Origin of the sequence: Rothia sp. P4278 (assembly GCF_048512945.1) — a bacterium.
Taxonomy (GTDB): Bacteria; Actinomycetota; Actinomycetes; order Actinomycetales; family Micrococcaceae; genus Rothia.
On the sequence record NZ_JBLXXU010000003.1, the window covers coordinates 125,616 to 147,082 of the forward strand.

The 21,467-nt window shown below is 55.3% G+C and carries 16 protein-coding genes and 1 CRISPR repeat array; of the genes, 8 read left to right on the top strand and 8 right to left on the bottom strand.

Going from position 1 to position 21,467, the window contains the following annotated elements:
* Positions 1 to 172 precede the first annotated feature (172 nt).
* From ACN085_RS07605 to ACN085_RS07625, 5 genes are all read right to left on the bottom strand, one after another.
* Positions 173 to 1,009: an NlpC/P60 family protein gene (locus ACN085_RS07605; RefSeq protein WP_419111116.1), complete on the bottom strand. Its 837-nt coding sequence runs from the start codon at positions 1,007 to 1,009 to the stop codon at positions 173 to 175.
* Between the two features lie 356 nt (positions 1,010 to 1,365).
* Positions 1,366 to 2,073, bottom strand: a complete 708-nt coding sequence (cas5e, locus tag ACN085_RS07610) for a type I-E CRISPR-associated protein Cas5/CasD (RefSeq protein ID WP_419111117.1) — start codon at positions 2,071 to 2,073, stop codon at positions 1,366 to 1,368.
* Positions 2,070 to 3,137 (bottom strand): type I-E CRISPR-associated protein Cas7/Cse4/CasC, encoded by a 1,068-nt coding sequence (gene cas7e / locus ACN085_RS07615; protein WP_419111118.1) that lies wholly within the window; start codon positions 3,135 to 3,137, stop codon positions 2,070 to 2,072. Before cas7e ends, cas5e begins: the two co-directional genes overlap by 4 nt.
* Positions 3,138 to 3,149: 12 nt before the next feature.
* Positions 3,150 to 3,764, bottom strand: coding sequence for a type I-E CRISPR-associated protein Cse2/CasB (locus ACN085_RS07620; protein ID WP_419111119.1), 615 nt, complete (start codon positions 3,762 to 3,764; stop codon positions 3,150 to 3,152).
* Positions 3,754 to 5,379, bottom strand: a complete 1,626-nt coding sequence (locus ACN085_RS07625; protein ID WP_419111120.1) for a type I-E CRISPR-associated protein Cse1/CasA — start codon at positions 5,377 to 5,379, stop codon at positions 3,754 to 3,756. Before ACN085_RS07625 ends, ACN085_RS07620 begins: the two co-directional genes overlap by 11 nt.
* Positions 5,380 to 5,686: 307 nt before the next feature.
* Here ACN085_RS07625 and cas6e point away from each other — a divergent pair, with 307 nt between their 5' ends.
* The 5 genes from cas6e (at position 5,687) to ACN085_RS07650 (ending at position 13,314) form a co-directional block, all read left to right on the top strand.
* Positions 5,687 to 6,328 (top strand): type I-E CRISPR-associated protein Cas6/Cse3/CasE, encoded by a 642-nt coding sequence (gene cas6e / locus ACN085_RS07630; protein WP_419111121.1) that lies wholly within the window; start codon positions 5,687 to 5,689, stop codon positions 6,326 to 6,328.
* Between the two features lie 9 nt (positions 6,329 to 6,337).
* A complete protein-coding gene (cas3, locus tag ACN085_RS07635) occupies positions 6,338 to 8,968 on the top strand; it encodes a CRISPR-associated helicase Cas3' (protein WP_419111122.1) in 2,631 nt (876 codons plus the stop codon).
* On the top strand, positions 8,965 to 9,903 hold the full coding sequence (cas1e, locus tag ACN085_RS07640) for a type I-E CRISPR-associated endonuclease Cas1e (protein WP_419111123.1): 939 nt from the start codon (positions 8,965 to 8,967) through the stop codon (positions 9,901 to 9,903). The genes cas3 and cas1e overlap by 4 nt, the downstream gene beginning before the upstream one ends.
* A 2-nt stretch (positions 9,904 to 9,905) precedes the next feature.
* On the top strand, positions 9,906 to 10,217 hold the full coding sequence (gene cas2e, locus ACN085_RS07645; protein WP_419111124.1) for a type I-E CRISPR-associated endoribonuclease Cas2e: 312 nt from the start codon (positions 9,906 to 9,908) through the stop codon (positions 10,215 to 10,217).
* A 21-nt stretch (positions 10,218 to 10,238) separates the two neighbouring features.
* A CRISPR array of direct repeats spans positions 10,239 to 12,341; the repeat unit is 29 nt; unit sequence CTCTTCCCCGCGTAGGCGGGGGTATTTCC.
* 343 nt (positions 12,342 to 12,684) lie between these two features.
* The gene (locus ACN085_RS07650) at positions 12,685 to 13,314 is read left to right on the top strand and encodes a DedA family protein (RefSeq protein WP_419100263.1); all 630 of its coding nucleotides are present in this window, start codon (positions 12,685 to 12,687) and stop codon (positions 13,312 to 13,314) included.
* 87 nt (positions 13,315 to 13,401) lie between these two features.
* Here ACN085_RS07650 and ACN085_RS07655 read toward each other — a convergent pair whose 3' ends face one another.
* The 3 genes from ACN085_RS07655 to ACN085_RS07665 form a co-directional block, all read right to left on the bottom strand.
* Positions 13,402 to 14,598, bottom strand: coding sequence for an RNase H family protein (locus ACN085_RS07655; RefSeq protein WP_419111125.1), 1,197 nt, complete (start codon positions 14,596 to 14,598; stop codon positions 13,402 to 13,404).
* Between the two features lie 210 nt (positions 14,599 to 14,808).
* Positions 14,809 to 16,647, bottom strand: a complete 1,839-nt coding sequence (gene ilvD / locus ACN085_RS07660) for a dihydroxy-acid dehydratase (protein WP_419111126.1) — start codon at positions 16,645 to 16,647, stop codon at positions 14,809 to 14,811.
* A gap of 258 nt (positions 16,648 to 16,905) precedes the next feature.
* Positions 16,906 to 17,082: a hypothetical protein gene (locus ACN085_RS07665; protein ID WP_419111127.1), complete on the bottom strand. Its 177-nt coding sequence runs from the start codon at positions 17,080 to 17,082 to the stop codon at positions 16,906 to 16,908.
* A 187-nt stretch (positions 17,083 to 17,269) separates the two neighbouring features.
* On the opposite strand from ACN085_RS07665, the gene treR reads away from it, so the two are divergent.
* The 3 genes from treR to ACN085_RS07680 all read left to right on the top strand — a co-directional run bounded on the left by treR (position 17,270) and on the right by ACN085_RS07680 (position 21,460).
* A complete protein-coding gene (gene treR / locus ACN085_RS07670; protein ID WP_419111128.1) occupies positions 17,270 to 18,004 on the top strand; it encodes a trehalose operon repressor in 735 nt (244 codons plus the stop codon).
* A gap of 155 nt (positions 18,005 to 18,159) precedes the next feature.
* Complete coding sequence (locus ACN085_RS07675) at positions 18,160 to 19,815, top strand: alpha,alpha-phosphotrehalase (protein ID WP_419111129.1); 1,656 nt, start codon at positions 18,160 to 18,162, stop codon at positions 19,813 to 19,815.
* A gap of 124 nt (positions 19,816 to 19,939) precedes the next feature.
* Entirely contained in the window at positions 19,940 to 21,460 is a 1,521-nt protein-coding gene (locus ACN085_RS07680; protein WP_419111200.1) for an MFS transporter, read from the top strand.
* Positions 21,461 to 21,467: the final 7 nt, after the last annotated feature.

The window sequence follows — 21,467 nt, forward strand, 5'->3', positions numbered from 1 at the left end:
TCTTACGCCCATTGAGCCTATACCCGCTGGCAACAAGTCAAAGAATTATTGTTACGCCTTTATTACGCACTTCTAGGGGAGGCAGTCACATCATCACCCACAAGGCATAAACCCCACCCTAGAAGGGTGGGGTTTATCAGGACTTATTTATTGGCTCGGTAGCCGGTAAGTATTAGCTGTTGTAACCTGCGGGGGACACGAAAATGGGTGCTGATGCGGTGGGCAGGTTCACAGAGAAGACGCTGGTGCCCATACCGTTCCAGCCGCCGTGAACAGCCTGGCCGTTACCAATGTAAACAGCGATGTGTTGCTGGCCAAAACCATTGGAGGCGTAGATAACCAGGTCACCGGGCTGGGGGTTGGAGGTCACAGTACCCAGTGACATGTAATCCATGGGCCAACCGTGGAAGTTAATGCCAGCGGCCCTCAGGGAGTTGGTGGCCAGCGCGGTGCAGTCGGTCTGCGCGTTGACAGATGCGGCTGCCAGAGCCGCCGCAACAACGGCATCACGTTTTGCCTGGTTAGTAGCCACAGCAAGGGTGGGGGCAGGTGCGGACTCCTGAACGGGAGCTGCGACCTCAACAGGTGCGGCCGACTGAACGGGGACAGGCTCTTCTGCTGTCGGTACAGGTGTTTCTTCTACAGGTGCGGGCGCGTCCTCAAGAACCTCTACAGTTTCTGACTGCACAGTGACGGCTGCTTCTTCAAGAGCGGGAGCCTCTGCAAGAGGTGCTGCCTCTGTAGGAGCCTGCTCGTCAATAACGGGTGCTTCTTCAAGTGCGGGAGTGGATTCAACCGGCTTTTCGGGAGCCACAACGTATTCGGGAACACCCCACTGCCCAATTTTGGTCTCGCCGGCAAGGTCGAATGCCTTGAGCTGGGGGGTGGTAACTACTGCACCGTTGTCTACGGTGGTCTGCGGGGCTTCATTGTTGGTTGCGTTAGCTGCTGCAAAAACAGCACCTGACATGATGACACCTACCGCACCTACGGAGAGTGAACGACGCAATCTTGTACCTTTCGTCTCTTCTGGAGATCTTCGCAGCCGGGTTGCTGCTACATGCTGGGCGGCCCGCCTTTCTTAAGCAGAGCTCCCATGCTTCCCTCGGAAGCTGATTGGACCCGAATAATTTTATAACGATTTGGTAACGATGTATACCATATCGTTATAAAAGTTACTTTTGCACCAATTCCCAGCTCGTCAAGGTGAGGTTCCAGATACCGGTTTTTGGGTAAGACCGCCCGCCACAGGCCGCTTAGTATCAGCCCCCTGCATTCACTGATAGGAGCAGAATAGTAATTCAATCCAGCTGACACAAAGACGGTGTGCACCGCACTGATGCACACCGTCTCCACAAAGCAGGGTCAGGCCGTTACCGTTTTGCGACGTTTAAGATCCCGTCCCACAGCCTTGAGCCATGCCTGGCGGTCAGGAACCGTAGGCACCTCCTTAACGGAAGGAGCCATGAGGTGGTTTTGCACAAACTCATGAATAGTTACCCGCGCTTTTCCCTGGTCCCCATGGGAAGAAATCGCAGGGAGCTGGTAGATCAGCTCAGAATTTCCTACGCCCAAGTAGAAGGGAAAGACAGCCGGGAAGGCTTTACGCCCCATGTAAGTTGAGAACCTGGGGCTCCGTAAGGCCCGGTCAATTTCCTCCGTACGCCCTTCCGCAGTAATCCTCACAATAAACTCAGTATCGGCCAGGTAAGTGCGGTTCACAATGGACGTACCTCCCTGAGCGTCAGGGGTAAACACGAGGTTTTTTGCACTACCGGCCTTCATCCCCTGAGCGAGAAGCAAACGGCGGCGGAACTTCTCTTCACCTGTACGCTGGTTAATAGTGTGAAAATCATCAACAAATGTTGCACGGCGGTCCTGCCGCACGGTGAAATGGACACTTTCCAGCCATTCAGGGACTTCATCTCGCCTATACCCCAAGGCACCCGCCAAAAGGCCCCGTAGGCTACGAGGGGAGGGCACTTCCTCTGTCCTCACAATGTTGCCGGTAACGGCTGCCCCTGCCCAGGACTGCAGGGGGCCAGCCAGTCGGATGTAAATAGAGTCACTCACTGCTGAATCCATTCGACAACGGTATCGATAAATTCCTTGAGAGAGCTCGCTTCGAGGGTGCCAAACTTACCGTTGAGACCTTCATAGGTGCCGGTCAGGGCCTCAAGGGGTCCAAAGTTATCGGGGTCGAAGTTGCGCGCCTGCTTGTACTGCTTTGCTAGGTGTTCAATGCTAGGAGCCAGGTAACCACCTTCTTGAGCATTGCGAACAGGGGTCTCAAAATCGTAGGCAGTACGGTACTGTTGTTCTTCGGCCAGGACGAGGGCAGGCTGGATGTAGGGGGCGGTGCTATTTTCTTTACCGCGAGGCAGACCGTAAATGATTGCGGTAATAAGATCGCGCAGGTTGCCCTCTGCCTTCTCCTGCCCGAAGCCAGTCCAGGACTCTTTGAGCTGGGCTCTATCGATGCTGATGGTCCGGTAGAAGATACCGTTGGTGTATTGGGCCACACCGAGGAAGGTAGCGCCGGTTTTACCTTCTCGTTCCTTCACATCGTCTACCGTTGAGAAGTAGTCGGTTTCGATAGTGGCTGCATGGGTCGTTACCCCGGGTGAAACACTTAAAGCTGCCTCTGTATTCTTCTGGGGAGCGTTGGCAAACATGCGGCCAAAAGCAGCAATTGCGAGGGAACCGGTCTTACCTTCTTTAATGAAGTCAGCATCGGTTTTACCCAGAATAGTGGTTGCGGCGGTGGTAATTTCTTCTTCACTGAGCCAGGACGAACGGGCTGATCCGCCTTCATCACCGCTGTCTTCTTTTCCCCCGCCTTTGGTCAGGCTACTCACGAGAGGTTTTACTGCCTTCTCCAGAGCCTTTTGATCTGCTTGGGGGTCGATTTCTAGTGCCTTAGCAACAATTTCTTCCGCCAGACTACCTGAGCGTACTGATCGGTCCAGGGAAGAGTTTTCGTAGGCAACACGAATGCCACGTTTGACGGACTGGGATGAGTGGAGGGCACGCAGGGCACCGCCAACGGTGACGCGCTTGGGAGTTCCGTTATCGTCGCGGTTGAGGTTGGAATAGGGAACAGAAGTCAAAATGCTAATGGTGAGATTGTTTGACATGGTTATTTATCCTTACTGGTCTTCGGCCGGTGAGTCTTCTTCGGCCTGGGAGAGGGTGTAGTTGAATGAGGAGTAGTAGTCACGGAGTATCTGGCGGCGATTCTCTTGAGATGCTGACGAAAGGCCGTTACCCCAAAAAATTAAGGTTCTTACCAGGTTATATTTATCAAGAGCTGGCGGGTTCTCTAGGTTACGTGCAAGTGCCAGTAACCTCCGGACACTCAAGACAGCTTCTTCAAGCGGCTGGGTATGCAGATAAGCTAAGCGCTGTCCTACCACGTCCGGTTTATCTGGGTTAAGCGTGTTCTTTTTATCATCTGCCAGGCGCTTGGAAAGCTGGTAGCACCAGGATCCGAAAGATCTATAGCCCCGCCCACCTTTAGTATTGAATGCAGGGATTTCTGGATACTCTACAAGGGCTGCAACCGCACGTAAAAGCGCAGTTTTTTGCTCCTGGTTAAACCGATCTGTATGAGGCAATACATAGGGGTAAGCATAATACTCAGTAACGGAGCTACTCCCCCGACGGAGGCAAGCAATCTCCTTTTCATTACCTTCTTTTTGTTTGCTTAAGTCAATAACATGTTTGATAAGGGTTTGCCACTGGACTGGCTGGCTATTCGTCATCGCTATCCTCCTCGTTAGGGGTTTCCTTGATAATATTCATTGCTTTCCGAAGGCGGGCGTAAAGCTGCCCGCGCACATACTCAATGCGGGCAGTATTCTGGTTGCTGTAGGGCAGAACGGTTGCGTCATAGGCCCCAATTGCGGCCCGCACAGCATCTTCAAGGAGAGAGTTTGGCAGGTAACTGCAATTCTCCCTGTCGTATTGGAGGAACTGTATGTATACGGGGGTAATGGCTCGCCAGTAATGAGCAGAAGCGTCAGGCCTTAGCTGCTCTAAATCGTCAAGAACCACAGGTGCGTAGCCTTCTTGAAGACGTTTTTCGTCCCCAGCATTTTTACGACGGAACGGCGAACAAATAATGGCATGCATCTGCTGTACTACGCGAGCCTGTTCTTGGACAAGCTCTTGGACCTCCTCACTTTGCCCAAAGACCCAACGCTCCGGATCAGGTGTATAAACCTGTGAAGCGCGAATACTAGGCGATGATGCTGTTCCTTCAATCTGGTGCCGGATAAAAGCTAACCTAGATTTATCTGACGAATAGAAACAGTCATCACGCTGGTCTTTAGCCACAGCCACTTTATGCTCTGACGCCCATTCAACAGCCAGGTCCGTGGCGTCTCTACCCAAGTCGAGTCGCTGAGCCTTGGAATCTCCTTGCTGATTCTTAATGTAGAGGTAAAAAGGGTCATGAGTATTGCGGTCGTCCCACCAGTTCTTGCGGGCATCTTTATCTTGGCCCATAGTGGGCAGGTACCACTCTTGTGGAATACCACCAATACGCACACCCACAAGACGCTCGCCCTCCCAGAGGCAGGCTGCAGTGTTGGAACTCCATGTACCTGCCCAGAGGGGGTGTTCTGTTCCATCATCACGTAAAGCTGTAGTGCCTAATCTGTCGCACCAAGCCGGCAGTCCCTCCCCCTGAACCCAGTCTTTAGGCAGGGACTGCAAAAGAGTTGCGAGAAGGCTTCTCTCCTCCCAAAAAATCTCTGTAGCAGTGTTCCCTTTCCCCAGGAAGCGAATACCGGGAGAACCCATTGCGCATTTTTCACCATCGTAGACGTTGTTGCCCGCCATGGAGTAATGATGGTGTATCGCTAGGTTCTGGACTCCCTCCACTAGGCCCAAACTGTCCGGCTGAGAAACTGACAGGTTCCAGAAGTCTTCTCCTTGGTCAGCAGGCATAGCAGGAAGCAACTTTTTAACGGGCTGCTTCCCCGGCGCCAGCAAACGAGCGGAGTCTTTAGGAGACTCTGGTTTCACGGCTGGACGCTGCAAGAAAGGGAATGTGGATGAAAAAAGATCGGCCCCAGCTTCTAGCTGCTTGAGCCCCTGATCTACCGCAGACCGGCTCAACCCTTGCTTAAGAATCTTTTGAGCTAGCTTCTTCTCTCTTCTCGGCTCATACCCCTCTTCGTAGCGCAAGACCACGGCAAGCACATCCCTAAGGATTCGCATCTGCGACCCCAAAGCGTAACCTGGAGCCTTTTTATCAAGGAAGGCACCTTCTTCGTGTGCGGATAATAGAGCTTCTCTTATAGTGATACCAGACACTCCATTCTTGGTTTCAAGGCGAATCCAGGGAATGTCCGTCAAAGCATTGGATAACAACGACTACCTCCTTCGGTATCTCCACCACCAGAGTAACCTATTAAACCAAACATTACAATTGTATGTCTAAAAAATTATTGCTCTTCTGTTCCCAAGTAAGTACACTGGAAACAGATTCCCCCGTACCTACGGGGAAAATCTCGGACACTACAAATGTATTGAACTACCCCGCAACTAGCTAGATGCCAGAGCAGGAATCCGAGGCAGAAGTAACTCTACCAGTCCCACCTGGTACAACCCAGAGAGAAGGTAAAACGCAGTGCCGCACACCGTATTCCTTACTAAATACCCAGTTCATGAAGCCCTCATGGTGGATCATCCCGGCAAACCACAGCAAGGCTGGGATATCAATTCCCCCGTTTTCCGCCACCGTGCCGTCATGCACCTGTTCCCTGAGCTCACGCTTGATAACCCACGCGCCTCATCCAACATCCTCTTTCGACTTGACACCCCAGCCGGTAGCGCACCCTACTTTCTTATTCAGTCTGATATCGCGCCGGCAGAAGGGCACCCCGTAGAAACAAAGCACATTGAACTCGCTGCACCACCTGCTGGCACCCATATCTCATTCCGCATCTCTATTAACGCGGTCAGGAGAAAAAGACGAGAGGAAGGGAGTGACCGCAAGAGAGGCCTGGGTATCACGCAGGTTCCCTTTGATGGAGATACCAAAGCTGATAAGCATCTACCTCGCATGAGCGAATGGCTAGCCGGGAAGCTTTCTCCCGCGCTCAGTGAAGTAACCATCCTTAATCATCAACGCCAAGCCTTAGGCTCCAACCGGTCAGGCCACTCACAGGGCAGCCCCTTCGTTGTACAGGTCGATACAGTTGACGGATTCGGCTGTGTTGAAGACCCAGCTCTCCTGGAGGAACTACTGCTGAAAGGCATCGGACGCGCAAAGTCATATGGTTGCGGCTTGCTCTCCATCCGCCCCCTCACCAGCTAAGGAAGACCAGTGAAGACCCACCCTTACCTATGGTCCAAGCAAAACGGTCTCAACCAGACTTATCCCCTTTTAGCCCATCTACTCGATACGGCAACGGTAGCCCGGGCTCTGCACGACTATTGGCTCAGACCAGGCCTACGCGCCCTCATCGCAGCTGAGCTAGGGGAACAGAGCATAAAAATTATCCAATGGATTGCAGGTTCACACGACATAGGTAAGGCGTCCCCTATTTTCCAGGCTCAACCCCGCCGTAAAGGGCCTGAATGGGACCAAATACGCGAATCAATATCTACCCACGAACCGGCCTGCGTCTTCCTCGATAACCGAACCCTGGCCGATATTACTCGAAGCGGCAACCGGTTTCTGGCCCGGCATGAGCAGATAGGGGCTTTCACCCTTTCCCATAAAAAACTGACAGACCGTACCGACTACGCTTCAGATTTTTGGTTCGCTCTTCCATCCTTAGGTCACCACGGCGCTTTCACCTTTCCGGATTGGGGAAATAGCAAAGTAACTAAGAAAAGGTTTCATCAAGCACTAGAACAGGGGTGGGCTGAGGCTCAATCTGACTTAATCAGCCTTCTCTCTGAAGCACTAGATACTTCCCCTGAGGAATTTCCTGAAGAGGTCTCACCCACCGTTATTGTCTTACTCTCAGGGCTTGTCATTCTTGCTGACCGTATCGCTTCGGGTACCGACTGGGTTACTCACAATCAAGAGCTTATGGCTCAAGGCAAGCTCTCCCTTGAAGAGCCAGCGGAATGGATTAAAGCTTGCACCGACCTTGCTCTACAGCGTGTCAAAGATACAGTAGGTCTCTACCAGGGATGGGAAAACGCAGAAGCAGCTCATTCCGCTATCTTAGGCACCTATACCCCGCGCCCCTTACAAGAAGAAGCGCTCACAACAGGTGAAGGTATTTGGAATGCGATGGCACCCACCGGCAACGGAAAAACTGAAGCAGCTCTGCTACGCCACTCCCTCAAAGACGAACGCCTTATCTTCCTGCTCCCCACCCAGGCCACAACTAATGCCCTTATGCGGCGCATCCAAAAAGCCTACGCCACTACCCCCAACGTGGCAGCATTAGCTCATGGGCTTTCGTCCATCGAAGATTTCTACACCCGGCCCGTCACCGTTTTCTCCGACACCTGCAACGGTCATGACAGTGGTGGACTCTACCCCACTGAATTTGTTAAATCGGGGGCCTCTCGCCTACTCGCGCCCGTCTGCGTTGGCACCATCGACCAGCCGCTTATGGCCTCCATCCCCATGAAATGGACCCACCTGCGACTCCTGGCTCTTGCTAACTCCCACGTGGTGATCGACGAGATCCACACTCTAGACCACTACCAAAGTGAGCTTCTCGTTCCCCTCCTCACCTGGCTCGGGCTAACCAACACCCGTGTCACCTTCTTATCTGCAACCTTTCCACAGTGGCAGCGGGATCGCTTTATCGGCGCATATACGGGAGAACCCCCAACAAGCAAAGCTATCTTTCCGGCAACGGAAATAGCGGACTACAAGAATGCTTGTATCCAGCAGACATTGCTCAATACCCCCGAATACACCATTGATTTCTCCTTTACCGAGCCCGACTTTATAGATCTTGAAACAGCCCATCTTGAATGGGCCGTTAATCAACGCCAAAAATTCCCTCATGCGCGGCTTGGGATTATCTGCAATACAGTAAAAAGAGCCCAGGCTATCGCCCAAAAACTAGCTCTACAAGACGAACCAGTTATTCTTTTGCACTCCCGAATGACCGCTGAACACCGTAAGCTCAACTCTGAGCTTCTGGAGAAAACAATCGGTTCTGGTGGTACAGGAAGCGCACTCACAGTAGTCGGCACCCAAGCTATTGAAGCCTCCTTAGATATTGACCTCGATATACTCTCCACTGATCTCTGCCCAGCACCTTCTTTGATTCAAAGAGCTGGGCGTGTATGGCGGCGAACAGATAAAAATCGTGTAGAGCGGGTTCCCGGTATCAAGAACTTAACCATTCACGTGGTGAAACCAAAAGATGCCGAAACGCGGATGCTCAAGCCCTACCATGCAGCTGAGCTTCAACGTACCTGGGATTTCCTACAGGCTAACCCTGCATTCCCTTGCCCAAGGATGAACCAAGACTTTGTGGACGCAGCCGTCGTAACCCTTGACTCAATACTCACATCAGACGACTTCGACCTGGTTGCAGAAAACGCTGCAGCTTTGCGGGAAGGTAAAAAGAAAGCTAAGAAACTTGCTTCTGCGCTACACCCTCTAAGCACCATCAAAGAATTTAGCGATATGACAGATAAGAACTTCAATGACTCAGACGATGGTGCCTTCACCCGGCTTATCAACAGTGAAGTCCGCCAGGTCATCGTCGGTGGCAACCCAGAGCAGATACCCGGCGCATGGGAAGGAACCCTTGAAGATTTGCTTTCCCTTACCTCGCATCACCAAGCAGATATTCAGAAAGCGTTACGAGCGTCCTTGCCTATTGTTGTATCTCAGGACAACCGTGAATACCTCAACAGCCTGCCATCGCTCGCTGATTCTAAGACTCTCCTCAGCCGCTACTACTACATGCAAGTCCCTGAAGGTAGCGTATACGACTGCATTCTTGGTTTTACGGGAGCGGGTGAACAATGAGCTACTCAGAAGAAGCTCTCGCTTTCTCCACTATCCCTACGGACCACCAGGTGAGGCTCGAGGACCGAGTCTCTTTCCTCTACCTTGAATACTGCGTCATTAGGCAAGATAAGACAGGTGTGATTGCCTACGGTGGCGATACCGAAAAGGGCCCTGTAGCCGGTAAACGAATTCAATTACCGGTGAGCGGGCTTTCGGTTCTCATGTTAGGCCCGGGCACTAGCATTACTCAGCCTGCTATAACGTCTTGTACCCGTGCAGGGACTACCGTCATGTTTACCGGTGGCGGTGGCGTCCCCGCCTATTCGCATGCAACCCCCTTGACGTCATCTGCCAGGTGGGCTATTGCTCAAGCCCGCCTTGTCGCGCAAGAGAAGGATCAGCGTGCTACGGCTCTGGTGCTTTATAAGAAGCAACTTGGGATTGAGCATATGCCTGGTGGGACTATTGCTGCCATGCGCGGGCTGGAGGGCAGAACTATTCGCAACCTCTACCGAGATACAGCAAAGAAGTACAGGATTTCAGGTTTCCGTAGGCAGGTAGATGCCGATGACAACGTCAATATGGCGTTAAATATTGCTCACTCGATTCTGTACGGGTGCGCGGCTGCTGCCTGCGCGTCGATTGGGGTTAACCCTGCACTGGGAATTATTCATCGGGGTGATGCACGTTCGCTTCTCTTTGACCTTGCTGATCTCTATAAGCCGTCGCTGTCTATACCTGTAGCATTTGCCTGCCACAGTAGCAGTAACCTTGCTGAGGATGTGCGCACTGGGGTGCGGAAAGAGCTGGTCAAACAGCAGGTGCTTAAGGGGATGTTACAAACCCTTATGGAGGTGCTCACCCCCTACCTTCCGGAAAGGGACGATGACCGTCTGGTCAGTGACCGAGGCGATGAGGTTGAGGGGCATGTTCAGTATGGGGGTGACCAGTAATCATGTTTGTTGTGCTCTCTGCAACTGCTATTCCTGAGCATCTGCGAGGTTACATTAGTAGATTTCTATCGGAAGCAGCAACGGGGCTATATGTTGGTAACGTATCCAAGAGGGTTCGTGAAAATCTTTGGAGCAGATGCGTTCTGGCCGCGAAAGAAGGGTCCTTCACTATGATTACCAGTGATAGACAAACTGAACAAGGTTTTACTGTTGTATCTGTGGGAGTGCAAAGCAGACCTGTTATTGAGCTGGATGGGCTCACACTTACCTACACACAGCTACCTAAAAACAGCGAAAAATCAGGCCTCAGCTGATAAAATCACAGGTCAGATAGTCTCTTCCCCGCGTAGGCGGGGGTATTTCCAGCGGCGTTTCGATAGGTGATGACGCTATCCGCTCTTCCCCGCGTAGGCGGGGGTATTTCCATGGCATTGTTGGACATTTTCAGCTCAAGACGCTCTTCCCCGCGTAGGCGGGGGTATTTCCGTGTTTTATTGTTGAAGTGTTGCAAAACGAAGCTCTTCCCCGCGTAGGCGGGGGTATTTCCATGCCAACCTGGCTCATTACCATCACAGTCATCTCTTCCCCGCGTAGGCGGGGGTATTTCCAGGCCGTGGCCCCGCTGGCCCCATCAGTAGCTCTCTTCCCCGCGTAGGCGGGGGTATTTCCTTCCTCCCAGTCAATCGGAATAACGGGGTAGGCTCTTCCCCGCGTAGGCGGGGGTATTTCCGGGCACCAGGCAAACATACTGCATAAATATGCCTCTTCCCCGCGTAGGCGGGGGTATTTCCTAGGTCAAAGGTGTCTTCAGTAGTGCCAGTAGCTCTTCCCCGCGTAGGCGGGGGTATTTCCCTGAAAGAAACCGCAGAATGGAACTCGCAGAACTCTTCCCCGCGTAGGCGGGGGTATTTCCTTTCCCGCAGCTTTCTGAATCGTGTACCTGGTCTCTTCCCCGCGTAGGCGGGGGTATTTCCCAGCGGGCCGGGGATGAAGATGCGCTGGCCCACTCTTCCCCGCGTAGGCGGGGGTATTTCCCAGCCCGGCGCGCAAATAACTATCTACGAGGACTCTTCCCCGCGTAGGCGGGGGTATTTCCCGGCTATCAATTATTTATTGGGCCTTTGAATTCTCTTCCCCGCGTAGGCGGGGGTATTTCCCAAAGGTCAGTTTGCTTCTGGTAGTCATCAGTCTCTTCCCCGCGTAGGCGGGGGTATTTCCCAGCGCAGTGCGTGAGAGCGTATTCCAGGCCTCTCTTCCCCGCGTAGGCGGGGGTATTTCCTATTGAGCGTAAGGAAGATTCTGTCTCTGGCCCTCTTCCCCGCGTAGGCGGGGGTATTTCCGCCCACTTCTTGCAATTCCAGTACGCGGCGGACTCTTCCCCGCGTAGGCGGGGGTATTTCCAAAACCCTTGGGCGGGCTTTCTACTACTACGACTCTTCCCCGCGTAGGCGGGGGTATTTCCTGAGCCTTATAGGCCGCCTCCAGGCTCTCGGCCTCTTCCCCGCGTAGGCGGGGGTATTTCCGTAAACCCATATCACCGGCTAGCGAAGCCGCTCTCTTCCCCGCGTAGGCGGGGGTATTTCCACTAGCGCTGCGCTAGCTTGCGGTGGGTACGCCTCTTCCCCGCGTAGGCGGGGGTATTTCCGTCGCCTTTAGGGCCAGCAGGGCCAGCAGGGCCTCTTCCCCGCGTAGGCGGGGGTATTTCCTAGGCGCAGGCCAGGAAGAAAGCAGGTGGTTTCTCTTCCCCGCGTAGGCGGGGGTATTTCTTAGTCCCTGTAGGCCGATTCCCTGGGTGAACACTCTTCCCCGCGTAGGCGGGGGTATTTCCGACCAGCGCCGCCGCCTTTATATTGGGAACAACTCTTCCCCGCGTAGGCGGGGGTATTTCCTGAAAGACCGCCGTGACACCGACGACGCTTCTCTCTTCCCCGCGTAGGCGGGGGTATTTCTCACAGCCTGGCTCAATGCACTCAAGCCAGCGGCTCTTCCCCGCGTAGGCGGGGGTATTTCCCGGGGAAACAAGATTGAGGCCAAAATTCCAAGCTCTTCCCCGCGTAGGCGGGGGTATTTCCGTGGTCACCCTACCCACCGATATAACCGCCCTCTCTTCCCCGCGTAGGCGGGGGTATTTCCCTATATTTAAAGAGCACATACATGCCCCACAACTCTTCCCCGCGTAGGCGGGGGTATTTCCTGAGCGCGCCGCCTTGCGTGCCCAGCTAGAAGCTCTTCCCCGCGTAGGCGGGGGTATTTCCATGAAAGCGCCCCGCTTTCCTGGAGCCTTGATCTCTTCCCCGCGTAGGCGGGGGTATTTCCGCGAGTATGCAGGCCATCGCCCAGGCGGTCACCTCTTCCCCGCGTAGGCGGGGGTATTTCCCGGGCGCGGCGCGTATTTGGGCCGCTTGGGTACTCTTCCCCGCGTAGGCGGGGGTATTTCCTGGGTTCTTGTGTATTTGAATCATCGGTGTCTCTCTTCCCCGCGTAGGCGGGGTATTTCTGTGTCCCCCGCCTTACCAGCCGTAGGGATAGGCTCCCCCCCCCCCCCGCCTAAGCGGGGACACCCAAAAAGTCTTTGCCGTAGCTAGGCACAGCACCAACACCGCCCTCACCACCGGAAGTACCCGCCCCGGTAAGAAGAAACTAAAAGTAGGTTCCGCTATCACAGTTCCTTGGGGGGAAAGAGGCCTAAGGCCCTAGCGCCTATGCTAAGTCAGACACCCTCAGCTAAACTGGGGGACATTGCTTAAACGCCCCTCACCGCCACCCCACGAAAGGGCCCCTGTGCTCCAGAACATCATCGACTGGGTTATCTCTATCATGGAAGCCATCGGCTCACCCGGTGTTGGCCTGGCCGTCTTCCTTGAAAACGTCTTCCCGCCCATTCCCTCTGAGGTGATTCTGCCGCTGGCCGGTTTCACTGCATCCCAGGGGTCCATGAATATCTTTGCAGCTTTTATCTGGGCTACCATCGGTTCGCTGGCAGGAGCCTACTTCCTCTACTATCTGGGGGCGGCAATCGGAGCTGACCGCCTACGCCGTATCGCAGATAAGATGTGGCTGGTTAAAGTGGAGGACGTCGATGGTGCACTTATCTGGTTCGACAAGTACGGTAAAGCCTCTATCCTGATCGGGCGTGTTATCCCGGGTATCCGTTCCCTTATTTCCATTCCTGCCGGTGTTCACCGCATGAACCCCATAACTTTTGGCCTCTACACCTTATTGGGTTCAGCTATCTGGAACGCCCTGCTCATCTACTGCGGCTGGATACTCGGTGAAAACTGGCCTGTTGTTGAAGGGTTCATTGATCGGTACTCCAAGGTAGTGTACGCCCTAGTCGCTCTTGCCCTGGTAGGCACTTTCGTGTGGCTCATCCTCCGTGCCCAGAAAGATAAGAAGGCAAAAGCTCTCTAGGGCTCTCCCCTACCGCGCCTCAAGAGGCCACCTGTTTCTCCCTCCAATGAAGGTAAAACAGGTGGCCTCTTTGCTGTGGATCCCTACCTACTTCCAGAGCCGGTTACGGGCGTGAACAACCGAGGGTTTAATCTGAATCCACTCAGCACACGGTAGCCGGAGCGCTTTTTCGCACCCGGAGAGCGCGGTAATAATCGACTCGCACCGCTGGTTGAACTCAGAAACGTACCCCTTTTCCACGATCTGCCCGGGGAAATGACGGTGCATCTTAGAAACCGAGTCGGATGACTCCTGAAGCCCGTGCCCTGAATGCCCAGGGACATGCTTAACCAGCACCCGACGCTCACGGATAGCCGCAGTGAGCCGCTCCATCTCGTCCAAGACCTGCTGGTTCTGCACACCCTCGGTTATCCAAGTCTTATAGACCCAGCGGTTATGGGCCAGACGCAACACAAAGGTAAGCGCCCCCAGGGAGTCAGTGTGAATAATCAGCTGCCGACCGCCGTGGTAGAAGATATTGAAAGCCGCCAGCATGGCCGAGAGCTCCCCGGTCATAATGTTGGTGGCATCGTAGTGGGAGTGAAAGAAGAAGCCGTCCTCACTCACCCCACCAATACCCATGCGCCCACCCTTATGGTAGCGCTTGTTGTTGGTAGAGCGGTAAGAGCAGTCAGTAAAGACACTGTACTCCGCCAGCTTTTCCAGGGGGAGCTGGGCGGTGTTCTGCTCAAGTTCACGGTGGGCTAGTCGGGAAGCCTCATCAAAGAAGTGAGGCATAAGTTCTGCCGCCGGGGTGCCCAGAAGTTTCACGTGAATTTCCCCCAGCGAGTGAGACTCATAGGGGTTCATGACCTTATCCAAGGAACGGTATTCCATGAAGTCGCGGAAGGCAGTGAACTTACGGAAGAGCAGTTTAAGGTAGTGCTTATCTGCAGCTACGGTCATCAGGTTCTGTTTGTATTCTTCGGGGATAACATCCATAGCGGCCAGGATGGCGCGGCCCAGCATGTCGGTGTGTACCGTATCGCAGGGTTCCATCAGACAGTGGGTGAGAGATTCCGCGATAGGTTCGCACTCTAGAACTTCGCGGTCCCCGTTCTCCCGAGAGATAAACACAAAAGCCGTGAGCCCAACATGGCAGTCACCGGCAACCCGTATCTGGTCCATGACCACGGCGATGACGGCTACACCCTGTTCAGTGAAGCCCGCCGGGTAAGAGCTGGTGTAATCTGGCGGCTCCCAGGTTAACTGGCATTTCTTAATATGCGCGGGCGTGATGTCCACATTATTCATCTCCTATGGGGTTGTCGGTATTATGCTTACCCCTTAAAGCTATCTCAGGAGACTGACTAATTGCTACCGGCACCCCACCCACTGGACAGAGCAGCCCTTCTCTCAACAGTAAAACTCCTACTCACCGGTAACTCAAAAGACGAAAAAGCCGGGGGGCTTGAAGCCACCCCGGCTTTACCGGAAAACCTCAGAAGCTACCCCTTACTCGGGTACGATGCGCACAGCACCCTTATCGGCGCTGGTTACCATCGAAGCGTAGGCCCGCAGGGCACTGGACACCTGGCGCTCACGCGGCTTGGTGGGCTTCCAGGGGGCAGGGCCCTTAGCGGCACGGCGGGCGGCTAGGACCTCATCGGGTACATTCACGCGCAGAATCCGGTTATGGACGTCAATCTCAATTTCGTCGCCGTGCTCAATCAGGCCCACGGCGCCACCAGCGGCGGCCTCGGGTGAGATATGGCCGATGGAGATACCCGAAGTGCCGCCCGAGAAACGACCGTCAGTAATCAGTGCGCACTGCTTACCTAGGCCCAGGCCCTTGAGGTAGGAGGTGGGGTAGAGCATTTCCTGCATGCCCGGCCCGCCCTTGGGGCCCTCGTACTGGATGACCACGATATCCCCGGGCTTAACGTTCTTGGAGAGAATCTCGTACACGGCCTCGTCCTGAGACTCCACGACAAAAGCCTTACCCACAAAGTGGAAGAGTTCCTCGTCGATACCGGCGCTCTTGATGATTGCGCCGTCCTCAGCGATATTGCCGTAGAGCACCGCCAGGCCGCCGTCCTTGGTGTAGGCGTGCCCAACCGAGCGGATACAGCCCTTTTCGGGGTCGGTCTCGTGCGAGTCGAACTTGTTAGCGGTGGAGAAAGCCTGGGTGGTGCGAACACCTCCGGGTGCAGCCAGGAAGAGTTCCTTAGCGGTTTCGGTGGCCGCGCCGGAACGAATATCCCAGTCAGAAAGCCAAGATTCTAAAGAATCGGAGTGAACCGAGTGGACGTCGCGGTTGAGCAGGCCACCCCGGTCAAGTTCGCCCAGCAGGGCTGGGATGCCACCGGCGCGGTGGACGTGCTCAATGTGGTACTGGGTGGAGTTGGGGGCAACCTTAGCCAGGCAGGGCACCTTGCGGGAAATCGCGTCAATGTCGCGCAGGGTAAAGTCCACACCGGCCTCGTGGGCAATCGCCAGAATGTGCAGGACGGTGTTGGTGGAGCCACCCATTGCAACATCCAGGGCCATAGCGTTCTCGAAAGCGGCTTTGCTGGCAATGCTGCGGGGCAGGACGCTCTCGTCGTCCTGCTCGTAGTAGCGCTTGGCCAACTCAACGATCTTGGCACCGGCCTCTAGGAAGAGCTGCTTACGGGCTACCTGGGTGGCAAGGGTGGTGCCGTTACCGGGTAGGGCCAGGCCAATGGCTTCGTTGAGGCAGTTCATGGAGTTGGCGGTGAACATACCGGCGCAGGATCCGCAGGTGGGGCAGGCGTTCTGTTCGACCTGGGCTAGGGCCTCATCGCTCACGGAGTCGTCAACGGCCATGACCATAGCGTCTACCAGGTCCAGGCGGTGCTCTACTACGCCGTCAATGGCGGCACCCGATTCCATGGGCCCGCCAGATACAAAGATGACGGGGATATTCAGGCGCATAGCGGCCAGCAGCATACCGGGGGTGATCTTGTCGCAGTTGGAGATACAGACCAGGGCATCGGCGCGGTGGGCGTTGACCATGTACTCTACCGAGTCCGCAATCAGGTCGCGGGAGGGCAGGGAGTAGAGCATACCGTCATGGCCCATGGCGATACCGTCATCGACCGCAATGGTGTTGAATTCTTTGGCTACACCGCCGGCTTGGCGGATAGCACCGGCCACCAGCTCACCCATGTTTTTCAGGTGCACGTGGCCGGGAACGAATTGGGTGAAAGAGTTGGCAATAGCAATAATGGGCTTGCCGAAGTCGTCTTCTCCCATGCCGGTTGCCCGCCAGAGCGCGCGGGCTCCTGCCATGTTCCTGCCGTGGGTGGATGTGCGCGAGCGCAGTTCTGGCATCGTGTTCCCCTTGATAACTGGTGGTAGTCGTCTTGGGTATCTAGTTTACGCCGGGTGCTGGTGAGGGTAGATGCAACCGCTGGGTGTTCTCAGATAGTGGAGTTTTAGACAGTGATAGGTTTTTCTCCCCAGATTTTGTTGAATAAGCCTTGTCTAGGAAGAGTTACTCACGGCAAGCACAGGGCGACGCCCCGCCTGCTCGCGGCCAACGGTAGTATTCAGGCGTCGCCCACCGGAGTTCTCCCCCTCGAACTTCTGCTAACTCCATGGATCGCTCTGCCAGCCCTCCGCTTCTTTGAGGTAGGCATCATCTGGCTGGTTCTCTTGCATTTCACGGGCCAGAGGCTCGAAGCGCACCCCGCGCCAGGCAGGTGCCTTTCGCGCTAGACAGACCCCTTGGGGTTGCTCGCTCAAACCACTGTTCCAGTAGGTCAAACCCAGGAATACTTTTCTCTACTCCTTCAGTTCAGATTCCCATCAAACGTGTGACATTTATTTATGGGTGGTTCCCTCGAAAACCCTGGATAAGCCCCCTAGACTATAGGGAAACACGACCGCCGTGTAAAAGCTCTCACTTTATTTGGCACAGAGTGCTATCGCACATGTTATTTAGGGGAACCCAATGGGAAAATTTGAACGTATCTACCACGATTTGGCTCGTGACATTGATGAGGGTAAATACGGTGTCGGGGATTTGTTGCCCAGTGAGATGAAGCTGACTGAGCGCTATCAGGTATCCCGTGAGACCGTTCGCAAAGCCCTGGCTATTCTGGTTGACCGGGGATATATCCAGCGCATTATGGGGAAGGGTTCGCTGGTGGTTGATCACAAACGGTACTCCATACCCGTTTCATCGTTGTTGAGCTATAAGGAATTTGCTGAGTCAGCTAGCCGCAGCACACTCACCGAGCTTATTAAGCTAGAAGATGCTGTGTTGCCTCCGGTTCCCTTCCAGGCACTGGCAGAAGGCACTGTTGAGCAGGTGCCAGTTACCCATGTGATGCGTGTACGCCACATGGATGGCGCACCGGCGATTATTGACCATGACTATATTGTCAAAGCTGTTGTTCCTAATATATCGGGGGAGGTAGCCAGGGACTCGCTCTACACTTATTTTGAGCAGGAGCTGGGGCTGAACATCTCCTCAGCGTCAAGGCAGATCACGGTTGAGCCGGCTACACCCAACGATGCCAAGTACCTGAATCTGCACGCTGGGGAATACGTTGCGGTGACAACGTCCATTACGGCATTGGACGACGGCACGGCCTTTCAGTACACCATTTCTCGTCACCGGGCAGATAAGTTCCGCTACCTGGACTTCGCCCACCGGCGCCGGGGAATTCCAGTTTCTGAATAAAGTTCCAAATCTCTTATAACCCAAACAGGGCAACCTGTCAGACAGGTAGAGTGGGGTGTGCCAGCCAGCAGGCTGTCATGCCCCCTTTCTGCTATCTATGCACAGAACCAGCTAGCCAGACGACTACCGGAACCCACACAACGGAGCAGCGCACCATGAGCTTTCATGATCAGGTTATCTACCAGGTCTACCCCAAGTCCTACCGCGATTCGAGCGGTAACGGTGTGGGGGATCTGCGCGGTGTACTTGAGAAGGTTCCCTATATTGCCTCGCTGGGGGTCGATATGGTCTGGCTCAACCCTTTTTATGTGTCACCCCAGAACGATAACGGCTACGACATTGCCGATTACTACCGCATAGACCCGGATATGGGCACCATGGAGGACTTTCAGGAACTGGTAGCTGCCCTCGGTGAATACGGTATCGGGGTCATGGTCGATATGGTGCTCAATCATGTCTCTACGGAGCACGAATGGTTCCAGCGGGCACTGGCCGGTGAACAAAAGTACCGGGACTACTTCTACCTGCGCCTGGCCCAGCCCGATGGGAGCCTGCCGACCACCTGGGAATCAAAGTTCGGCGGGCCTGCCTGGTCACCTTTCGGGGGCACCGACCTCTACTACCTGCACCTCTACGACACCACCCAGGCTGACCTGAACTGGCATAACCCGCAGGTTCGGGCTGAACTGCACCGGGTTGTGAACTTCTGGAAGAGCAAGGGCGTGCGGGGCTTCCGCTTTGACGTTCTCAATGTCATCGGCAAGAGCGAGGTACTGCGTAATGCCACCCCCGGCGAGAATGAGAAACTGCTCTACACCGACACAGAACAGGTACACACCTGGGTTAAGGAACTCAACCAGCAGACCTTCGGGGGCACCCCGGGGCTGCTTACCGTGGGCGAGATGTCCTCCACCACCATCGAGAACAGCGTGCGCTACACCCGGCCCGACAGCCGGGAGCTGGACATGGTTTTCTCCTTCCACCACCTGAAAGTGGACTATGACCGGGGTGAGAAGTGGTCAGATGTACCCTTCGATTTTATGGCCCTTAAGGGGGTGCTGACCGACTGGTCAGTCGGTATTCAAGCGGGTGGGGGCTGGCAGGCCCTTTTCTGGAATAACCATGACCAGCCGCGCGCTATCAACCGCTTTGGCGATCCAGGGCTGTACCGGGAAGAATCAGCGACCATGTTGGCCGCCGCTATCCACCTGGGCCGGGGCACCCCCTACATCTACCAGGGCGAGGAAATCGGCATGATCGACCCTGCCTATGAATCTATGGACGACTATGTAGATATTGAGTCCCACAAGGCCTACCGTACGCTGGTGGATAGGGGGCTGAGCTCCGAGCAGGCTTTCCGTGTTGTGGCTTCTAAGTCGCGGGATAATTCTCGCACCCCTATGCAGTGGGATGCTTCTGAGTTTGCTGGATTTAGCGAAGTCCAGCCTTGGTTACGCCCCACCTCCCAGGCCCTCATGAGTGTGGAGCGGCAGGAGGCCGAGGGCAAGATTCTGCCTTTCTACCGCCGCCTGGTTGAGCTGCGCCACCAGATGCCGCTGATTGCGGAGGGAAGCTACGAGCCTTTTGCCCGCGAGCACCAGAGCGTCTACGGGTTTATCCGCGAATATCAGGGGCAGAAGCTACTGGTGCTCTGCAACTTCTACGGGGCAGATACCGCTGTGGAGCTAGCCGCAGAATTCGCGGTGGGGAAGGTGCTGGTCTGTAATTACAAGAATTGCCCTGACCTCACCACCGCAGAAGGCCGACTGACCCTGCGCCCCTACGAAACCGTAGCGGTACTGGTGGACTAAACCTTCCACGGTAAAATAGGCGCTGTGGCTCTGCTCTAGGCCAGAAGCCACACGCTACCGATGATACCGACCCCAGGTAGCCCGCCACCGCGAAAGAGCAGGCATGCACCCCGTCACCGGCCAAATGGCCGCCCTACCAGACCCCTCACCCTCAGCGCCCCCCTACCCCCGCAGGTGGGTAGCACTCGCTGTACTCATGCTCCCGGTCCTCCTGGTCTCCATCGACAACACAGCGCTGTCTTTTGCCTTACCCGAAATCTCCGCCCACCTAACGCCCACAGGCCCCCAGCTTCTCTGGATTAACGACATCTACGCCCTGGTGCTCTCCGGCCTACTCATACCAGCAGGAAGTCTCAGCGACCGCTACGGGCGCCGCACCATGCTCCTAATCGGCAGCACTGGCTTCACCTTGGTATCTGTCGCGGCAGCCTTTGCTCCTAGCGCAGAATGGCTGATCGCCGCCCGCGCAGGAATGGCTGTTTTCGGGGCACTCCTCATGCCCTCCACTCTCTCCATCATCCGCAACATTTTCACCGACAGCACCGAACGGCGCACAGCCATAGCTATCTGGGCATCAGGTTTCGCCTCCGGTGCGGCCCTTGGACCCATCACCGGCGGAATCCTGCTTGAGCACTACTGGTGGGGTTCCATCTTCCTCATAGCCCTGCCCATTATGCTGCCCCTGCTCATCCTCGGGCCCTGGCTCATCCCCAATTCCAAGGACCCCAACCCCGGTGCCATAGACCCGCTCAGCATCGTGCTCATTATGACCACCATGACCCCGGCCGTCTACGCCATCAAGCACTTTGCCCACAAGGGCCTGGACCTACTCACCGCCAGTATGCTCATCCTGGCCCTGCTCTGCGGGTTCATCTTTACCCGCCGCCAGCTAACCCGCACGAATCCCATGCTGGACGTGAGGCTCTTCACCAACAAGCGGTTTACCGGGGCGGCACTGACTAACCTTATGACGGTATTTTCCCTGGTCGGCTTCCTCTACTTCGTTTCCCAGCACCTGCAACTGGTGAGCGGGCTCTCCCCGCTCCAAGCATCCCTGGTTCTGCTCCCCGGTCTGGCGCTCTCCGTTATCGCGGGCCTGGTGGTGGTCTACCTGGTCAAGTTCGTACGGCTCTGGATCATGATTTGCATGGCTCTGGGCCTCATGGTGATAGCCTTCGCACTGGTCATGCTCACCGCCCACACCGGCTCGGACACCAGTATTCTGATCGCTTTCGCCCTGTTAGGAACCGGCATAGGTTTCGCTGAGACCCTGACCAACGACATCATCATGTCAGCAGTCCCGCCTGAAAAAGCGGGGGCCGCCTCCGCTATCTCTGAAACCGCCTACGAAAGCGGGGCTGTGCTCGGTATCGCGGTTCTGGGTTCTATCCTCAATGCCGCCTATCTCGCCCACCTTGTCATACCCGCAGGTGTCAGTGAGCCTGATGCCGCACTGGCCCGCGAAACCCTGGGCGGTGCCGTTGCCGTGGCGGATCAGGTTGGCGGGCAGGCCGGTAGCGCGCTCCTAGAGTCAGCCCAGCAGGCCTTTGACGCGGGTGTTCTCTATACCGCCGGGATCGGCGGTGTGCTCATGCTCCTGTGTATTGTGCTAGTCACTCAGACCCTACGGACAGCCCCTAGGTAAAGGCCTA